The sequence below is a fragment of the Desulfocastanea catecholica genome (assembly GCF_054657295.1).
On sequence record NZ_BAAHYZ010000006.1, the window covers coordinates 49794 to 66425 of the forward strand.

Annotated in this window: 14 protein-coding genes; 6 read left to right on the forward strand and 8 right to left on the reverse strand. The window is 48.6% G+C overall.

The window, feature by feature from the left end:
* Positions 1 to 26 precede the first annotated feature (26 nt).
* The 3 genes from ACYQ8U_RS07225 (at position 27) to ispH (ending at position 3089) form a co-directional block, all read left to right on the forward strand.
* Positions 27 to 563, forward strand: a complete 537-nt coding sequence (locus ACYQ8U_RS07225) for a TRAP transporter small permease (RefSeq protein WP_459944862.1) — start codon at positions 27 to 29, stop codon at positions 561 to 563.
* Positions 564 to 1961 carry a TRAP transporter large permease gene (locus ACYQ8U_RS07230; RefSeq protein WP_459944863.1) on the forward strand — a complete coding sequence of 466 codons (1398 nt, stop codon included), beginning with the start codon at positions 564 to 566 and terminating at the stop codon, positions 1959 to 1961.
* 195 nt (positions 1962 to 2156) lie between these two features.
* Positions 2157 to 3089, forward strand: coding sequence for a 4-hydroxy-3-methylbut-2-enyl diphosphate reductase (gene ispH, locus ACYQ8U_RS07235; protein ID WP_459944864.1), 933 nt, complete (start codon positions 2157 to 2159; stop codon positions 3087 to 3089).
* Positions 3090 to 3182: 93 nt separating this feature from the next.
* Here ispH and ACYQ8U_RS07240 read toward each other — a convergent pair whose 3' ends face one another.
* The gene (locus tag ACYQ8U_RS07240; protein ID WP_459944865.1) at positions 3183 to 4409 is read right to left on the reverse strand and encodes an LL-diaminopimelate aminotransferase; all 1227 of its coding nucleotides are present in this window, start codon (positions 4407 to 4409) and stop codon (positions 3183 to 3185) included.
* 151 nt (positions 4410 to 4560) lie between these two features.
* On the opposite strand from ACYQ8U_RS07240, the gene pepN reads away from it, so the two are divergent.
* On the forward strand, positions 4561 to 7212 hold the full coding sequence (gene pepN / locus ACYQ8U_RS07245; protein WP_459944866.1) for an aminopeptidase N: 2652 nt from the start codon (positions 4561 to 4563) through the stop codon (positions 7210 to 7212).
* Positions 7213 to 7251: 39 nt separating this feature from the next.
* On the opposite strand, the gene ACYQ8U_RS07250 is transcribed toward pepN, so the two are convergent.
* From ACYQ8U_RS07250 to ACYQ8U_RS07270, 5 genes are all read right to left on the reverse strand, one after another.
* The gene (locus ACYQ8U_RS07250; RefSeq protein ID WP_459944867.1) at positions 7252 to 7521 is read right to left on the reverse strand and encodes a hypothetical protein; all 270 of its coding nucleotides are present in this window, start codon (positions 7519 to 7521) and stop codon (positions 7252 to 7254) included.
* A gap of 32 nt (positions 7522 to 7553) precedes the next feature.
* Positions 7554 to 8585: an NAD(P)/FAD-dependent oxidoreductase gene (locus ACYQ8U_RS07255; RefSeq protein ID WP_459944868.1), complete on the reverse strand. Its 1032-nt coding sequence runs from the start codon at positions 8583 to 8585 to the stop codon at positions 7554 to 7556.
* Between the two features lie 140 nt (positions 8586 to 8725).
* Positions 8726 to 9481 (reverse strand): succinate dehydrogenase/fumarate reductase iron-sulfur subunit, encoded by a 756-nt coding sequence (locus ACYQ8U_RS07260; protein ID WP_459944869.1) that lies wholly within the window; start codon positions 9479 to 9481, stop codon positions 8726 to 8728.
* Positions 9482 to 9533: 52 nt separating this feature from the next.
* A complete protein-coding gene (locus ACYQ8U_RS07265) occupies positions 9534 to 11462 on the reverse strand; it encodes a fumarate reductase/succinate dehydrogenase flavoprotein subunit (protein WP_459944870.1) in 1929 nt (642 codons plus the stop codon).
* A gap of 89 nt (positions 11463 to 11551) precedes the next feature.
* Positions 11552 to 12199: a succinate dehydrogenase cytochrome b subunit gene (locus ACYQ8U_RS07270; RefSeq protein WP_459944871.1), complete on the reverse strand. Its 648-nt coding sequence runs from the start codon at positions 12197 to 12199 to the stop codon at positions 11552 to 11554.
* 191 nt (positions 12200 to 12390) lie between these two features.
* Here ACYQ8U_RS07270 and ACYQ8U_RS07275 point away from each other — a divergent pair, with 191 nt between their 5' ends.
* Both ACYQ8U_RS07275 and ACYQ8U_RS07280 read left to right on the forward strand, forming a co-directional pair.
* Positions 12391 to 13050: an HAD family hydrolase gene (locus ACYQ8U_RS07275; RefSeq protein WP_459944872.1), complete on the forward strand. Its 660-nt coding sequence runs from the start codon at positions 12391 to 12393 to the stop codon at positions 13048 to 13050.
* Positions 13031 to 14644, forward strand: coding sequence for a DUF445 family protein (locus ACYQ8U_RS07280; protein ID WP_459944873.1), 1614 nt, complete (start codon positions 13031 to 13033; stop codon positions 14642 to 14644). The genes ACYQ8U_RS07275 and ACYQ8U_RS07280 overlap by 20 nt, the downstream gene beginning before the upstream one ends.
* A gap of 56 nt (positions 14645 to 14700) precedes the next feature.
* Here ACYQ8U_RS07280 and rlmN read toward each other — a convergent pair whose 3' ends face one another.
* Together rlmN and ACYQ8U_RS07290 are read right to left on the reverse strand one after the other, a co-directional pair.
* Entirely contained in the window at positions 14701 to 15762 is a 1062-nt protein-coding gene (rlmN, locus tag ACYQ8U_RS07285) for a dual-specificity RNA methyltransferase RlmN (RefSeq protein ID WP_459944874.1), read from the reverse strand.
* A complete protein-coding gene (locus ACYQ8U_RS07290; protein WP_459944875.1) occupies positions 15759 to 16628 on the reverse strand; it encodes a radical SAM protein in 870 nt (289 codons plus the stop codon). Before ACYQ8U_RS07290 ends, rlmN begins: the two co-directional genes overlap by 4 nt.
* Positions 16629 to 16632: the final 4 nt, after the last annotated feature.

The following is a 16632-nucleotide window of genomic DNA, read 5'->3' on the forward strand; positions in this document are numbered from 1 at the left end:
TGTCCTCAAGAGGTTGAGATATGTTTATGCGCTTAATTAATCGTGCGGAAGAGGCCATTATCTGCATCATGCTGATATTGACGACTCTTCTGGTTTTTCTCGATGTCGTCATGCGGTTTGGCTTCAGCGCCGGCTTCATGTGGACCCAGGAGCTGACCCTGCATATGTCAGCGTGGATGGTCCTCTTTGGTGCCTCCTACGGTTTAAAGGTCGGGTCGCACATCGGTATGGATGCCTTCGTCAAACTCTTTCCTGCGACAGGTCAAAGAATACTTTCCTCTATCGCAGCTCTCCTGGCAATAGTCTACTGTGGTCTCATCTTTTACGGCAGCTGGATGTATCTGAAGAAAATGAAATTGATCGGCATCGAACTGCAAGACATACCGATTCCAGCCTGGCAGGCGCATTCAATGTTGTGCTTTGGATACCTTTTCCTGACTGTTCGTTTGCTTATTATACTTTGGTCGTTAATTACCGGTAAGGCTCTTGGTTTCAGGCATGCCGATGAGGCGAAAGAGAGCCTGGAACTGGCCGAAGGTATTACCAAAGGGGAGGGAAGGTAAATGACAACCGCAGCTCTGTTTATACTGCTTTTTGGATGCATGCTGCTCGGCATGCCCGTCGCCCTTGCGCTTGGTCTATCAAGCATCGGCACCATTCTGATGTTCTCCGACGACTCACTGGCGTCGATAGCTTTGAAACTGTTTGAGGCGCTCTCCGAACACTACACTCTCTTGGCGATCCCGTTTTTTATTCTCTCCTCGACCTTTTTATCGACCGGCGGGGTAGCCAAACGTATTATCCGATTTGCCCTCAGTCTGGTTGGCCATATTCATGGCGGCATCGCCATGGCCTCGGTCATAGCCTGTATGATTTTTGCCGCTGTCTCGGGATCGTCGCCGGCAACAGTCGCCGCCATCGGTTCTATCGTCATCGTCGGCATGGTCAAGGCCGGCTATCCTGAAGCCTTCGCCGCCGGGGTTATCGGCAACGCCGGAACGCTTGGCATTCTTATCCCACCGTCGATAATCATGCTGGTGTATTCCGCAGCTACCGAAGTATCTGCTGCGCGTATGTTTATGGCCGGCTTTCTGCCGGGATTACTGATGGGTCTGATGCTGATGATCGTTATCTATTTTGTCGCCCGGATCAAAAAGATCCCCTGCCAGCCGTGGGCCGGCGCAAAGGAGATCCTGGCGTCAGGATTTAGCGCCACCGGCGGCCTGATGCTGATCGTCATCGTCCTGGGGGCCATCTATGGCGGTATTGCCAGTCCGACCGAAGCTGCCGCGGTTTCCGCCGTCTATGCTTTTGGTATAGCAGTCTGGGGCTATCGAGACATGGGACCTCTCAAAAATGAATCCTGGCGTGAGCAAGGAGAGAGTATTGGTGCAATGCTTGGTCGCAACAGCAAACATATCCTTCTTAGTCTGCCTAAACTGATTACCGATAAAGAGATCAACAAGGTTGTTCTTGATGCTTCTAAAGTGAGTATCATGCTGCTGTTCATTATCGCCAATGCCATGCTTTTTGCCCATGTGCTGACCACTGAGCGCATTCCGCATCATATTGCCGAAGTGATCGTACAGTGGGGACTGTCACCCTGGATGTTTCTCATCGTGGTGAACATACTCCTGCTTATTGCCGGAAACTTCATGGAGCCATCGGCCATTCTTCTGATCATGGCCCCGATTTTGTTCCCGATTGCCGTGCAGCTCGGCATTGACCCAATTCATCTGGGTATTATCATGGTTGTCAACATGGAAATCGGCATGTTGACCCCACCGGTTGGCCTGAACCTCTTCGTCATTTCCGGGGTGACCGGGAACAGTATGGGCTGGGCTATCAAGGCCTGTGTACCCTGGTTGATGGTTCTGCTCACTTTTCTTGTTATGATTACCTATATACCACAGATATCACTCTTCCTGCCGGAATTCATTGATAAAATGCAGGGATATTAAGCTGTCGAACTGTCAGTGGGTAAAGGCCATCCATCGTATTCTCTCCAGGAATTCGATGGATGGCCTTTTTTGTTTTAGCAGAAAAGCCTTGTTTTCCGCCCTGCAAAGGCATTGACAAAACTCTATAATACGAAGAATATGCATGTGGAGATGCATGGCGATTGGATGAAGAGATGAACACAAGGTATAAAGATTATGACGGGTAATATAGAAGTATATCTTGCCGCTCCCCGAGGCTTCTGTGCAGGAGTGGAACGGGCTATCGAAACGGTGAAAATCAGTCTCATACGCTATGGAAAGCCGGTTTATGTGTTGCATGAAATAGTGCATAACCGGCATGTCATCATGGAATTGACAGAGTCCGGGGCGGTGTTTGTGGAAAACCTGCAGAATATTCCACCGGGTGAAGTTTGTATCTTCAGTGCCCACGGCGTGTCTCATGCAATCGAAAGCCGGGCTCAAGAGCTGGGGCTGAAGACCATTGACGCTACCTGTCCGCTGGTCAGCAGTGTGCACCGGATGGTGGAAAAATACCATTTATCGGGCTACGATGTCATTATAATCGGGCACCATAAACATCCGGAGGTTGAAGGCACAGCGGGGCGGGTCAGCGGCAGGGTGCATATAGTCGCCGATGAACTTGAGGCTGCGGATGTCAAGGTGCACGATAGTGACAAAGTTGCCTATGTAACCCAGACGACGCTGTGCAAAAACGATCTTGGCGGGATTCTGAAAATTTTGTCCAAGCGATTTCCCAGGATACAGGGGCCGAAATCAAATATCTGCTTTGCCACGCAAAACCGCCAGGATGCCGTGAAGCAACTGGCAAAGAAAACGGATATCCTTTTTGTCGTTGGATCAAAAAACAGCTCCAACTCCAACAGATTAAAAGAAGTCGCAGAGCAATGTGGCGTGGAGGCCCATCTCATTGATGACTGTAGTGATCTGCATGCTGCCTGGCTTACAGGGAAAAAGAGAGTAGGTATCACCGCCGGCGCTTCCGCCCCTGAACGATTGGTAGAAGGGGTCGTCAGCTGGATGCGTGACCACGGTGCCACAAGGGTTATTGAGCTGAAAGGAATTGAAGAGAACGTACATTTCAGGCCGGCTGTTCTGTCAGCTGAATAATGAACAGAAAATCCTAACTATAATCAGACGCAGGTTTGGGCTCAACAGATAACGCGTTTGAGTCCAAACCCGACAGGTGACCACCTCAGACATTTAATCAGTCAGTGCCGCACGCAGCCTGACCATCGCTTCTTTGACCTTATCATGGCTGTTGAAGGCTGAAATACGGATATATCCGCTGCCGCATTTACCGAAACCCGAACCAGGCGTACAGACCACGCCAGCCTTGTTGAGCAGCATATCGAAGAATTTCCACGAATCCATCCGGCCGTCTATCCAGATATAGGGGGAATTTTTGCCTCCGACATAGTCGTAGCCCAATTCCTCCATCGTCTGACAGACGACAGCGCTGTTGTGCATATAATAGTCTATCAATGCTTGAGCTTGAATTTTTCCTTCGTCGCTGTAAACCGCTTCTGCGGCGCGTTGAACCGGGTAGGAAACGCCATTGAATTTTGTACAGTGCCGCCTATTCCACAGTCCGTGAAGAAAGTGCTTGTTTCCGGCACGGTCGTAGGCGGCACATTCTTTGGGAACGACGGTATAGGCGCAGCGTGTTCCGGTAAAACCGGCACTTTTCGAAAAGCTGCGGAACTCGATGGCAACCTCTTTGGCACCTTCGATCTCGTAAATGGATTTAGGCAGCGAGGCATCACATATAAATGCCTCATAGGCTGCGTCAAATAAAATAAGTGCCTTATGCTCTCTGGCATAATCGACCCATGTTTTCAGTTCTGCTTTAGAAATGGTCGATCCAGTAGGGTTATTGGGGAAACAGAGATAGATCAAATCGACATTTTCATTCGGCAATGCCGGCACAAAATTATTTTCCCTGGTGCTGTCCAGGTAGACAAGCCCCTGATACCTTCCATCGGTAAATGTCCCGGTGCGGCCGGCCATGACGTTGGTATCGAGGTACACCGGATAGACCGGATCGGGAAGGGCAATTGTAATGTCCTGGCTGAAGAGCTCCTGGATGTTGCCTGTGTCGCATTTTGCCCCGTCGCTGACAAAGATTTCATCGGCGGCAATATCGGCACCACGGCTTTGGAAATCATTGGTCGCTATTGCCTGGCGCAAAAAATCATAGCCCTGTTCGGGGCCATATCCTCGAAAAGTTGTATCTTCAGCCATTTCATCCACCGCGGCATGGAAGGCCTTGATTGACGCAGCGGTTAATCCCTTGGTAACGTCACCGATACCCAGTTTGATGATATCCTTGTCGGGATTGGCTTTTTGAAAAGCGGCAACCCGTTTTGCGATATCGGAAAAAAGGTAGGACGCCTGCAACTTCAGGTAATGCTCATTGATTGTAATCATGGATACGTTTCTCAGTTGTTTTATGGATAAAAGGCGTTAAGTTGTTCAACAAAATATCAACCTGGATTAGCTTGCTAATATAATGAAATGAAAGAGGCTGTCAACCGGCAACTGGCATGGCTGATCTCATCGGGCCAAAAGGAATTATCACATGAACACTGTACAACCGGGAACCATTTATCGAGACGCCTACCTTGTCTATGACTATATCGTTGAACGGCTGGATCTGCAGTTTCAACTCTTTGCCGAGCGTACTGTTGTCACCGCCCGGGGAAAGTATCGCAGAAATCCGGCATCGACAAAACAGCATGCCCCGCTGGTACTTTTTGGCGAGGAGCTGGAATTGTCAGCTGTCAAGGTCAATGGTATCAAGCTTGACACATATAAGGTCGATACGAAGACGTTGCAGCTTGAGCAGCTTCCTGACACTTTCACCCTTGAGATTGTCACGGTCATTTATCCGGCAAAAAACACTTCTCTTGAAGGGTTATATCGGTCAAGCGGAAACTATTGTACGCAATGTGAAGCTGAAGGATTCAGGAAAATCACCTACTATCCTGATCGACCGGATGTCCTGACCGTATTTACAACTCGAATTGAAGCGGATAAGCTCTCCTGTCCGGTTATGCTGTCCAATGGCAACCTCATAGACAAGGGCGAACTGGAAGGAAACCGTCATTATGTGGTCTGGCAGGACCCCTTCCCCAAACCCAGTTATCTGTTTGCCCTGGTGGCCGGTACACTGGTCAGTATTGCAGATGAATTTGTCACTCAGTCCGGTCGAATTATCGAGCTGAAAATTTTTGTCGAAGAGAGAAACAAAGACAAATGCGCCCATGCCATGCTTTCCCTGAAAAAAGCCATGCGCTGGGACGAGGAGGTTTTTGGCCTTGAATACGATCTGGATACCTTTATGATCGTTGCCGTCGATGATTTTAATATGGGCGCTATGGAAAATAAGGGCTTAAACATCTTTAATTCAAAGTATGTGCTCTCAACCGAGCAGACCGCCACTGATCAGGATTTTCTCGGCATTGAAGGCGTCATCGGCCATGAATATTTCCATAACTGGACCGGCAACCGGGTCACCTGTCGCGATTGGTTTCAGCTCAGTCTGAAAGAGGGGCTCACGGTTTTTCGCGATCAGGAATTTTCGGCCGATATGAATTCCAGGAGTGTCCAGAGAATCGACGATGTGCGGCTTTTGAAAAATTTTCAATTTAAAGAAGATGCCGGCCCCATGGCCCATCCGGTTCGTCCCGATTCCTACCAGGAAATCAATAATTTTTATACCACTACCGTCTATAATAAAGGGGCGGAGGTCATCCGCATGCTGCACACCCTGCTTGGCCCGAAGTTGTTTCGCAAGGGTATGGACCTTTATTTTTCCCGGCATGATGGTCAAGCTGTCACCTGTGACGACTTTGTCGCCGCCATGAGTGACGCATCAGGGATTGATCTGAACCAATTCAAAAACTGGTACAGTCAGGCCGGTACCCCGGTTTTGCAGGTGAAAGGGGAGTGGAATAAAGAACAGGCGGAATATAAACTGCTCATCAGGCAAAGCTGCCCGGACACCCCAGGGCAAACGGCCAAAAAGCCTTTTCACATACCTGTGATGATCGGTCTTCTTGGCTCTGACGGCCGCGACCTGCTCGACACCTCTGCTGCGTCGTATGATTCGTCAAATGATTCAAATGGGTCGGCCATTCTGCAGCTGCAGGAGAGAGAGCAGCTTTTTACTTTTCAAAACATTAAGGAAAAGCCTATCGTTTCATTTTTGCGGGATTTTTCCGCGCCGGTGCGGGTCGAAAGCTTCCTGTCCCGCCAAGAACTGGCACTGCTCAGCCGTGCCGATGCAAACCTTTTTAATCGCTGGGATGCGGCAACCCGCCTGGCGGCCGAGGTAATCCTTGAGATAGTAGGTAGCTTGCAGAACAAGCAGACCCTATCGATCGATGAACTGTACTTTGAGGCTGTTTCCGCCAGCCTGCAAGGCACTATTGATGACCCTGCTCATCTGGCCCTTTCCCTGCAGTTACCGGCGGAAACGACTCTCGCGCAGGAAATGGCGGTTATTGATCCGGATGCGCTGCATGATGCCCGACAACTCGTAAAAAAAGAACTGGCCAAAAGAAATAAACACCATTTCCTTACCCTCTACCATAACCATAAAGACGAAGGGGACTATGCCATCACTCCGGAAGCGATGGGCCGGAGGAGTTTAAAAAACATTTCGCTTGCCTATCTCATGGCCCTGGACCCACTGCCGAAAGAAATTCAGGAGTTATGCTACCACCAATACCGGCAAGCGACCAATATGACCGATTCAATCGCCGCTCTGTCTCAGCTGGTCAACCTGGATCATGCAATGAAAGAGGATGCCCTGGGGGATTTTTATGAAAAATGGATCGATGATCCTTTGGTGCTCGATAAATGGTTTATCCTGCAGGCCTCGTCAACTCTCGAAAACACCTTAGATGCTGTAGTGCAACTCACTTCACATCGGTCTTTTTCTATGTTCAATCCGAATAAGGTAAGAGCCCTGATCGGCACTTTCTGTTCCGGCAACCATGTACGGTTTCATGAGAAGAATGGGGCTGGCTATCGGTTTTTAGCTGAAAAGATCGAAGAGTTAAATGCCATTAATCCTCAAATTGCCGCTCGGCTGGTGACACCATTAATTAGCTGGCGACGATATGATGCCGAGCGGCAAAAATTGATGCGTCAGGAGCTCGATAGAATCTTAATGATAAAAGATCTTTCCCGTGATGTCTTTGAGATTGCCTCAAAAAGTAGGTAGGAGCCGTGTCGTACATGCCTCTGGCCATCAACCTTGGCATTAGAGTCGTTTGTGGCAAAAGAGACAGCGATATTTTGGGGGATGCCCCTTGGGAAGCGGGGACTCTTTATCCTGATCATGGCATTCCAGGCAGAATTTTTCCGCCTCCTTTTTCCCTTTGATGTCATGGAAACGGCTATGGATTGCATCATGGGGAAGGGGTGAGGTTGTCTCCTTCGGTGCATTGAGAAGAAAAACAAGGATAGCTGCGAGAATGAGAATAAACAGGCTATTGCCGATAAGCAGTTTACGACTCTTTGTATGTTTCATTGACAATCTGGGGTGGTTTTTACCGAATTAAATCAGTGGGCCATTTCAGCAGCAGTAAAATTCAGGAGTTTGTTCTTTAAACTAAAGGCGACCATTTCAGCAAGAAAAGTTGATAAGAGGTTGTTTTTTCCAAGTAGAGAGACCATTCTACTATGTCGAGTATGATTTTTAATCATCTTTTGCAGTTCGACTGGATTGAAACCGGGATGAGCAATACATCTCGCTACCTCCTCTCCTGAAACAATCGCCGGGTAGATGCCTTCTCCCGTCAGTCCTGAGGCCAGCCCGGCGGCATCGCCAATGAGAAAAATATTTTTGAACCGAAAGCCGCGGTAATCAAAATTTATACGTTCTGCTTCTCCCTTCTGGGTAGAAAGCGGGTAACCGGACTTTTTCGCCCATTTAAAGAGATTTTCTTGTAATTTTTTTGCCTGCATTACTCTGGCATCAACATAGGCCCCGACAGATACGGTCTCTTGATGAGGGAAAACCCAGGCATAACCGCTTTTAAATAAAGCGCTGTCGAGGTGCCATGCCATATCCGGATACTTACCGGAGAGCTGATAGTTGATACCAATGCCGATATTACGCACAGGAATTCCGAGATGCCGTCTGACCAGAGAAGACGATCCGTCAGCCCCGACCAGGGAGGAGAAGCTCAGCTGCTGCACTTTCTTTGTCGAAATATCCAGAAAATTAACTGTGTTGCCGTTGATTGCCGTGACCTGGCAGCCAAGGCGTATCTCCGCTCCAGCCTGGATTGCCTTACGCCCCATCTCCTGGCCAAGTTTTTCGCGGTTGACCGTGGCTATTATTGGTGTTGATGCAGCAACAGTGATTTTTTGATGGCGGGTAAAAATATGCTGGGTGGCAAATTGCCTCTCGGAGAGAGCGATCGGCACTTTTTTTACCAGACCGTTCCAGGTCACGCCTCCGGCGCACACTTTTTTACCGATGACCTGCTTACGCTCCAGAACAAGGGTTTTCAGCCCTTCTGAAGCGGTGATCTCGGCACACGCCAGGCCCCCCGGGCCTGCACCAACAATAATAACATCATAGGCCATAGGAAATATGGTATCTGGTTGCGAGAAAATGCAACTGTTCGAGATTAAACGACAAAGTGTTGGCGATAAAAAAACCTGCTCGGTGCCAGGAGAAGCGCTGAGCAGGTTAACAGCTGTAACCAAATTCTAGCAATTGTGATCTATCCCTCGGTGAGCATGGCCTTGAGATACTCTTTATTCAATCTGGCGATATTTCGAATGGATATGCCTTTTGGACAGACCGCCTCACATTCCTTGTAATTGGTACAATTACCAAAGCCTTCCTCATCCATTTGCGCCACCATCGCCAAAGCGCGTTGCTTGCGTTCGACCTGCCCCTGAGGCAGTAGGCAAAGCTGGGAAATCTTTGCACTGGCAAAGAGCATGGCTGCCCCATTTGGGCAACTGGCGACACAGGCGCCACAACCAATACACGCTGCCGCGTCCATAGCCAGTTCGGCCTGCTGCGAGGAGATGGGAATGCTGTTGCCGTCTGGAGTTCCCCCGGTATTGACCGAGACATAGCCCCCTGACTGGATTATACGATCTAATGCGGAACGATCGATAAGCAGGTCTTTTTTGATTGGAAAGGCTCTTGATCGAAAGGGTTCAATGACGATCGTGTCGCCGCTTTGAAAATGTCGCATGTGCAGTTGACAAAGAGTAACTTCCTTTTCAGGCCCATGGGCGACACCATCAACAATCGCACCACACATTCCGCAAATACCTTCGCGACAATCATGGTCAAAGGCAACAGGATCCTTTCCTTCCTTAGTGAGTTTTTCATTAAGTACGTCAAGCATTTCGAGAAACGACATATCCGTGCTGATGGAGTCGAGAGTATACATCTCCAAATTGCCCAGTGCGTCACTATTCGCTTGTCGCCAGATCTTTAGCGTCAGGTTAATGCTGCTCATGTTGTCTATACCTTAAGAGTTCAGTTTAAAGTCTCCGTAAATCTCAGGAGCCTTACTTATAACTTCTCTGACTGGGAGTCACAAATTCGAAAGTAAGTTGTTCTTTATGCATTGCCGGCTCTTTTTCTTCGCCGAGATGCTCCCAGACGGAAACGTGCGAGTAGTTAGCATCATCCCGTTTTGCTTCATTTTCTTCGGTCTGACTCTCTTCTCTGAGATGGCAGCCGCAGGATTCCTCCCGGGCCAGGGCATCTCTGATCATGATTTCGGCAAATTCCAGAAAATCGGCGACACGACCAGCCCGTTCCAAAGATTGATTGATTTCTTTTGGTGTGCCGGGAATATAAACATAATCCCAAAATTTCTGTTTGATATGCGGCAATTCCAGTAGAGCTTTTTCCAGATCCTGCTTGTTTCTGGCCATACCACAGTTGTCCCACATCAATTTACCGAGTTCCTTGTGAATTTCATCAACGGTAAACTTCCCTGCGGGGCCACCGCTACTGTTTTTCAGCAATTTTGCGATCCGGTCTTCCACCCCTCGTCTTGAATCAATAAAGGGCGTGTCGTGTTCACTGACTTTGGTCAGGGTATTGGTCCCAAGATAGTGGGCAACCGAGGTAGCAATAACAAAGTAGCCATCGGCCAGCCCCTGCATTAGGGCACTGGCGCCGAGTCGGTTGGCGCCATGGTCGGAGAAATTACATTCTCCGATGGCAAACAGACCGGGAATGGTCGTCATCAAATCGTAATCGACCCAGAGTCCCCCCATGGTGTAGTGTACCGCCGGGTAGATCATCATCGGTTCGATCATCGGATTGCTATCGGTTATCTTTTCATACATCTGGAACAGATTGCCGTATTTCTTGAAAATAGTGTCTTTCCCATCGCGCTTGATGGCCTCAGAAAAATCGAGGTAGACAGCAAGTCCGGTTCCGCCAACACCTTTTCCAAGGTCACATTGTTCCTTGGCATTTCTTGAAGCGACATCACGGGGAACAAGATTACCAAAACTTGGATATTTGTTTTCAAGGTAGTAATCCCGTTCAGCCTCGGGAATATCAACTGGTTTACGTGTGTCACCTATCTTTTTGGGCACCCAGACCCGGCCGTCATTGCGAAGACTCTCACTCATCAAGGTGAGTTTGGACTGGTAATCCCCATGGACTGGAATACAGGTCGGATGAATCTGCACAAAGGAAGGATTGGCAAATCCAGCTCCACGTTTGTAAGCTCGCCAGGCGGCGGTAACGTTGGAAGCCATGGCATTGGTCGAGAGGAAATAGACATTACCGTAGCCGCCGGTGGCCAGAATGACCACATCGGCAGAGAAACTTTCGATCTCACCGGTCATGATATTTCGAGTGGTGATTCCTCTGGCTCGGCCATCGACCACGACCACGTCCATCATTTCCCGACGGGTATACATCTTTACTTTGCCGGCGTGAATCTGCCTCGACAGTGCACCGTATGCACCTAAAAGGAGTTGCTGACCGGTTTGCCCACGGGCATAAAATGTCCTTGAAACCTGGGCTCCGCCAAAAGATCTGTTGGCCAGTGTGCCGCCATATTCCCGCGCAAATGGAACGCCCTGGGCGACACATTGATCAATGATTTCCGTGCTTACCTCAGCCAATCTGTGGACGTTGGCTTCTCTTGCCCGAAAGTCACCGCCTTTAATAGTATCATAGAACAGGCGGTGTACTGAATCGCCATCATTTTGGTAATTTTTGGCAGCGTTAATGCCTCCCTGCGCGGCAATGGAGTGGGCACGTCTCGGGCTGTCCTGGATGCAAAATGTTTTCACCTGATACCCCTGTTCAGCCAGGGTAGCTGAGGCGGAGGCTCCGGCAAGGCCGGTGCCGACGACTATCACACTGAATTTTCTTCTGTTGGCAGGATTGACAAGTTTATTGGAAAAACGGTGATTATTCCATTTTTCTTCAAGAGGACCGGAAGGTACACGAGAATTAAGTTCCATATTTTCAAAACCTTGGCTAGTTTCTTTAGGTGAAATTCCTTAACAACTTTCAGTTGCACATATTTTTCATACCTGGAGTGGGACTATTCTTAATATGATGCCCCGAGTCCGCTCATGAAGTAGAAGGCAATGCCTCCGAAAATTAACAGGAAAAACAGTGGAATAATAAGAGTAAGTCGGGCGATAAGCGTATTGTAACGGGGATGATTCACGCCAAATGTCTGCAGCATGCTCCAGAATCCGTGACTGAGATGAATGGTCAAGGCAATGAAGGCTGCAATGTAAAAGAGTGCGTAAAAGAAATTGCTCAACAGCTCTTGAACGGTAACCGATATCGGTGTATGTGCAGGAGAGAAGGTGAATCCGAAAATATGTACAAAAAGAAAGGCAAGAATGAAGAGTCCCGTGTAGGGCATCGTTGCCGAGGCAAACGAGTTTTTAACAACCCGCGTGGTCACGGCGTAGCGGGAATTGCTTACCTGTCGGTTTTCAAAGAAGAGGAAGAGGCCGACGGCGATATGGGCTAAAAAGACCAGAAGTAGCGATAAACTGAAAACAAGAACAATCAGTGGGTGACTGTGAAGCTCATCAGCATAGCTCTGAAAAACCTCACTGCTCATAAAGATTGTGGCATTACCCGCCACATGGGTACAGAGAAATAAAAATAACAACAACCCGGTGGTTGCCATTAAGAATTTCTTGCCGATTGAGGACGTTAAAAACCTGACAAACCACATAAGCACACCTTCGGTGAAAATTTATGAGTTACTGTAATTTTTTGATTGTCCTGATAATATAAAAAAAAATTAAAAAAGAAATAGAAATGTTGGTTTTTTCCTTTTAGGGTGATGACATTTTTTGCTCTAACACTTACCACTTAGTCAAACATTCTTACTAACTGCCCATAATCCCTTTAATACCTTGTGACATGACTTGCTTATCAATAATATTTGATCTAGACGGCACTCTTCTTGATACCTTGACCGACCTTGCGGACACCTGTAATGAACTGCTCCGAGAGTATGAATTTCCAACACATCCCACGGTTGCTTATAGAAATTTTGTCGGTGATGGTCTACACACACTGATAAAGAGAATTGTCCCGGTTGGAACAGAAGCGATTCTTGTTGAAAAATGTTGTGCATCATTTGAAGAACGATACTCGCGCAACTGGAAGAGAAAAAGTTGCCCCTATGCAGGCATTAATGATATGGTAGCGACGCTGAAGATGCACGGCGTAAAATTAGCTGTTTTATCCAATAAACCCGATGCATTCACCAAACTTTTCGTCGATGAATTTTTCCCCCGGGGACAGTTTTCCATTGTACATGGCCAACGGGAGGGGGTTCCGAAAAAACCGGATCCGACCGTTGCCCTGGCGATAGCCGCACAGCTCAATGTTCGCCCGCAGGAGACGCTTTTTGTCGGCGATTCAGGCGTGGATATTAAAACCGGCAAGGCTGCTGATATGATGACGGCCGGAGTCTCCTGGGGATTTCGGAGTGTGCAGGAACTCACTGAAAACAACGCTGATATAGTCGTTCATAATCCTTTGGAGTTGCAACAATATGTCCTATCTTTCACCTGAATTGCTCCCCTATGTCAAATATCTCACCCCTCCTTTGGTCGGAGCCTTCATTGGTTATCTGACCAATCGAATAGCTATCAGAATGCTCTTTCGTCCGTTAAAAGCCTGGAAGATCGGCGCATTCAGGGTACCGATGACCCCAGGTGTTATTCCTGCCAAGCGACTTGAACTGGCTGTGAACATGGGAGAAGTCGTTGGCGATCACCTCCTTACCAGCAAAGAAATAGGCAAAGGGCTGCAGCATGAAGTGTTCCAGAAGCATCTCTATCATCTTATCCAGAAGAGGGTGGATGGGGTGCTGCAAAAGGATCTGGGTACCGTCGCTTCGACTGTTCCGCAGAAATTTAAGGTTTATTTTGATATCGGCACCAGAACGATACGTTATCAGCTGAAAGAACACATTCATACCTTTATTCACTCGCAGGAATTTGCCGATACCGTCGATGCGGCAATTGATCATCGACTGGATGTATTTCTTGAACAGGACATCGGTGCAGTTATTTGCGGCACCAGCCGTGAACAGTCGTACGGCTTTGTCGAGAAAAATATCTCCAGAATGTTTGCCGGCGAGGCAATGGAACAATGGGTGGAAGATTTTGTCCATCAGAAGGTCTACAGTACGTTGCAGCAGGAAAAGTCACTTGCGGATATTCTACCGGCCTCCCTGCACGAACTGTCTGTGGCAATGATAGAGAAACAGGTGCCGGCCTTCCTGGCAAAGATTGCATTACTTGTCAGTGAGCCGGATGTTCGTGATAAAATAGTTAAAGGTGCCTGCGGCGGTGTTGATAATTTTATAAATTCCCTTGGCTCGATGGCTGACATGGTCCGGGGGTTTTTGCCGATGGAGACGGTCGAGGAGAGAATACAGGAATATCTTCTTGAAAAAAATGATGCTATCGTTGCCTGGCTCCAGTCGGAGGAAGTACAGCTGCGTGTTGCCGCCATTTTACAGGAAAGAAGCCGTGAATTTGCACAGAGACCGATAGTCAGTTACATCAAAACGGAAAATGAAGCGGCTGTCGAAGAGTTCTGCTCCCAGTGTACACAGCAACTCTTGAGTTTGATACGTGGTGAGCAGGTAACCGCAACGCTTACCTCCATGATCAAAACAACTATTGAAAATCATATCGATTCCGGTGCGCTTAGTCTACGGCAGGTCCTCATCGATTTACTTGGTGAGCAGGCGATGTTTGCCAGCAAAGACTGGCTGAAAAAAGAAATACGCGAGCTTCTACAGGCCCAGAATACCTTGAAAACCATTGATTGTATCGTCGATTCCCTTATTGAATCGCTCATGCAGAAACGACTTGGCAAGCTCGCTAGGCTTGTTCCTGCCGGGGTGAGAGAGGGCTGGGCGAAATCCCTGCAAAAGATGGCTTCAACAATGCTGGAAAACGAGGTTCCCGGCCTGGTTGAATCATTAAATATTCGTGAAATTGTCAGGGAAAAGGTCAATTCTCTTGATATCTTGAAACTCGAAGGACTTCTCTTGTCAATCATGCAGGAACAGTTCAAATATATCAACCTGTTCGGGGCGCTGCTGGGGTTTTTGATAGGTTGTCTGAATATTGTGATTTTGTATGGCTTATAGCGCCCCGCCCAGGGGGTAACACCGGTGGAAGGCGGGGTTCGATGCGAATCCCGCGGTCAATGTTCACCCGTTGCAAGTTGCCCGCAAGCGGCAGAGATATCCGTGCCGCGGCTGTTTCTGATAAATACGGTGTAATGGGCATCGATGAGTATTTTCTGAAAGATCAGCAGCTTCTCTCTCGACGGGCTTGAGAATGGCAGAGCCGGAGACTCGTTATAGGCGAGCAGATTGATTTTGCAGGGAATGCCCCGGAGTTTTCGGGCCAGCTCGCGGGCATCGGCACTGGAGTCATTGATACCTTGTAACAGGGTGTATTCAAACATTATCCTCTTTCTTTTCGGCATGGGAAAGTCACGGCAGGCGGCGAGCAGTTCATCAAGGGGATAGCGCTTGTTCACCGGCATCAAACTGCTGCGCACCGCATCATTTGTTGCGTGCAGCGAGATGGCGAGATTGACTGGAGATTTTTCGCCAAACTCTCTGATCTTTGGTACTATTCCGCAGGTTGAGACGGTTATTTTTCTGCCGGAAATATCCAGTCCCTTCTGTTCCATAATAATAGACAGAGAAGCCAGAACATTGTCCAGGTTGTTGAGTGGTTCGCCCATGCCCATATAGACAACATTGGTGACATGATCGGGACCAAGAAGACTTCCCGGAGGTTGGGTCAGCAGATAATCCCGTACGGCGCATATCTGATTGACAATTTCCGCAGGAGTGAGGTTTCTGGTAAAGCCCATGGTGCCGGTGAGACAGAAGGCACAGCCCATGGCGCAACCCACCTGGGAGGAAATGCACAGGGTGTTTCGGTCCGGCTCCGGGATAAGCACTGATTCAATAAGATATCCATCGCTGAGCCGGAAACCAAATTTGACACAGCCGTCGCTGGCCTTTTCAATGATGGTGTCGGAGAATTGAGAAATGTAGGCATTTTCTTCTAATAACTTCCTGAAGACCTTGGCAAGATCGGTCATCTGGGAAAATGCAGCAATTCCCGGTCGATACAGCCAGCCCATTATCTGTTTACCACGAAATGCCGGTTGTCCGAGGCTCTCGGCGTACTCAATGAGACCTTCCTGGGTGAGGTTTTTCAAATCTGTTTTCTGTGCAATACTCATAGCGCCCTCCGGTAATCAGGGACTAGAGGAATGGCCCCCGTCAAGGCCATATCAATGGCCGCGAGCAGGGTGTCCTTGTCGCGCGGCAGTCGGCCGGCAAGGGGCAAATAGCTTGAGGCATGATTGGCATGGAATTGACACGTGATGCCATCTAAATGGGCAATGAGCAGCTTGAGTTCGTGCAATATTTCCGTGGCGGTCGGCAAGATAAATGTATTGGCAGCCACCTCCTTGCCGAGTGCGGTGTTTTCGAGTGGTATCAGGGTGAGGGCGGCAATCTGATGGGGCGCCATTTTATTTAACACTTCCGCTGTCCGCGTCGCGTGTTCAGATGATAAAGCGATGCCGCCAAGGCCGAGAAGGGTAGTCACCGAGAGAAAAATCCCGGCCGCCCTTATTTTTCTCCCTGCTGCCGTCATGGTTTGTCCGGTCTCTCCTTTGTTAACATGCTGCAAAACCGTATCGCAGCCGCTCTCAAGCCCCATATAAACGCGGTCAAGACCCATCGATTTCAGTTCCAGTAGCTCCTTACTGCTTTTATTTCGTATGGATCTGGCATTGCCGTACAGTGAAATTCTGTTTATCCAGGGAAGATGCTGATGAATCTTGCGGAAAAGCTGGACAAGCCTTCTCTGTGACAGTATCAGCACATCGCCGTCGGCCAGAAAAAGACGATTGTGTCTGCGGCAATGCACTTTGGCGAAGGCCAGGTCGGCTTCAATCGTCTCTATTGGTTTCAGCTGGAACGCAGTATCTTTATAAGCACCGCAAAAGGTGCATTTATTATAGGAACATCCGACCGTCACCTGGAGAATGATGGCGTTCGCCTCGCTGGGCGGTCGGATGACATGACCTACATAATTCATAAGA

Coding starts and splice junctions, on each gene's coding strand:
- ACYQ8U_RS07225 (WP_459944862.1), top strand. CDS start 27: ATGCGCTTAATTAATCGTGCGGAAGAGGCCATTATCTGCATCATGCTG.
- ACYQ8U_RS07230 (WP_459944863.1), top strand. CDS start 564: ATGACAACCGCAGCTCTGTTTATACTGCTTTTTGGATGCATGCTGCTC.
- ispH (WP_459944864.1), top strand. CDS start 2,157: ATGACGGGTAATATAGAAGTATATCTTGCCGCTCCCCGAGGCTTCTGT.
- ACYQ8U_RS07240 (WP_459944865.1), bottom strand. CDS start 4,409: ATGATTACAATCAATGAGCATTACCTGAAGTTGCAGGCGTCCTACCTT.
- pepN (WP_459944866.1), top strand. CDS start 4,561: ATGAACACTGTACAACCGGGAACCATTTATCGAGACGCCTACCTTGTC.
- ACYQ8U_RS07250 (WP_459944867.1), bottom strand. CDS start 7,521: ATGAAACATACAAAGAGTCGTAAACTGCTTATCGGCAATAGCCTGTTT.
- ACYQ8U_RS07255 (WP_459944868.1), bottom strand. CDS start 8,585: ATGGCCTATGATGTTATTATTGTTGGTGCAGGCCCGGGGGGCCTGGCG.
- ACYQ8U_RS07260 (WP_459944869.1), bottom strand. CDS start 9,481: ATGAGCAGCATTAACCTGACGCTAAAGATCTGGCGACAAGCGAATAGT.
- ACYQ8U_RS07265 (WP_459944870.1), bottom strand. CDS start 11,462: ATGGAACTTAATTCTCGTGTACCTTCCGGTCCTCTTGAAGAAAAATGG.
- ACYQ8U_RS07270 (WP_459944871.1), bottom strand. CDS start 12,199: ATGTGGTTTGTCAGGTTTTTAACGTCCTCAATCGGCAAGAAATTCTTA.
- ACYQ8U_RS07275 (WP_459944872.1), top strand. CDS start 12,391: ATGACTTGCTTATCAATAATATTTGATCTAGACGGCACTCTTCTTGAT.
- ACYQ8U_RS07280 (WP_459944873.1), top strand. CDS start 13,031: ATGTCCTATCTTTCACCTGAATTGCTCCCCTATGTCAAATATCTCACC.
- rlmN (WP_459944874.1), bottom strand. CDS start 15,762: ATGAGTATTGCACAGAAAACAGATTTGAAAAACCTCACCCAGGAAGGT.
- ACYQ8U_RS07290 (WP_459944875.1), bottom strand. CDS start 16,628: ATGAATTATGTAGGTCATGTCATCCGACCGCCCAGCGAGGCGAACGCC.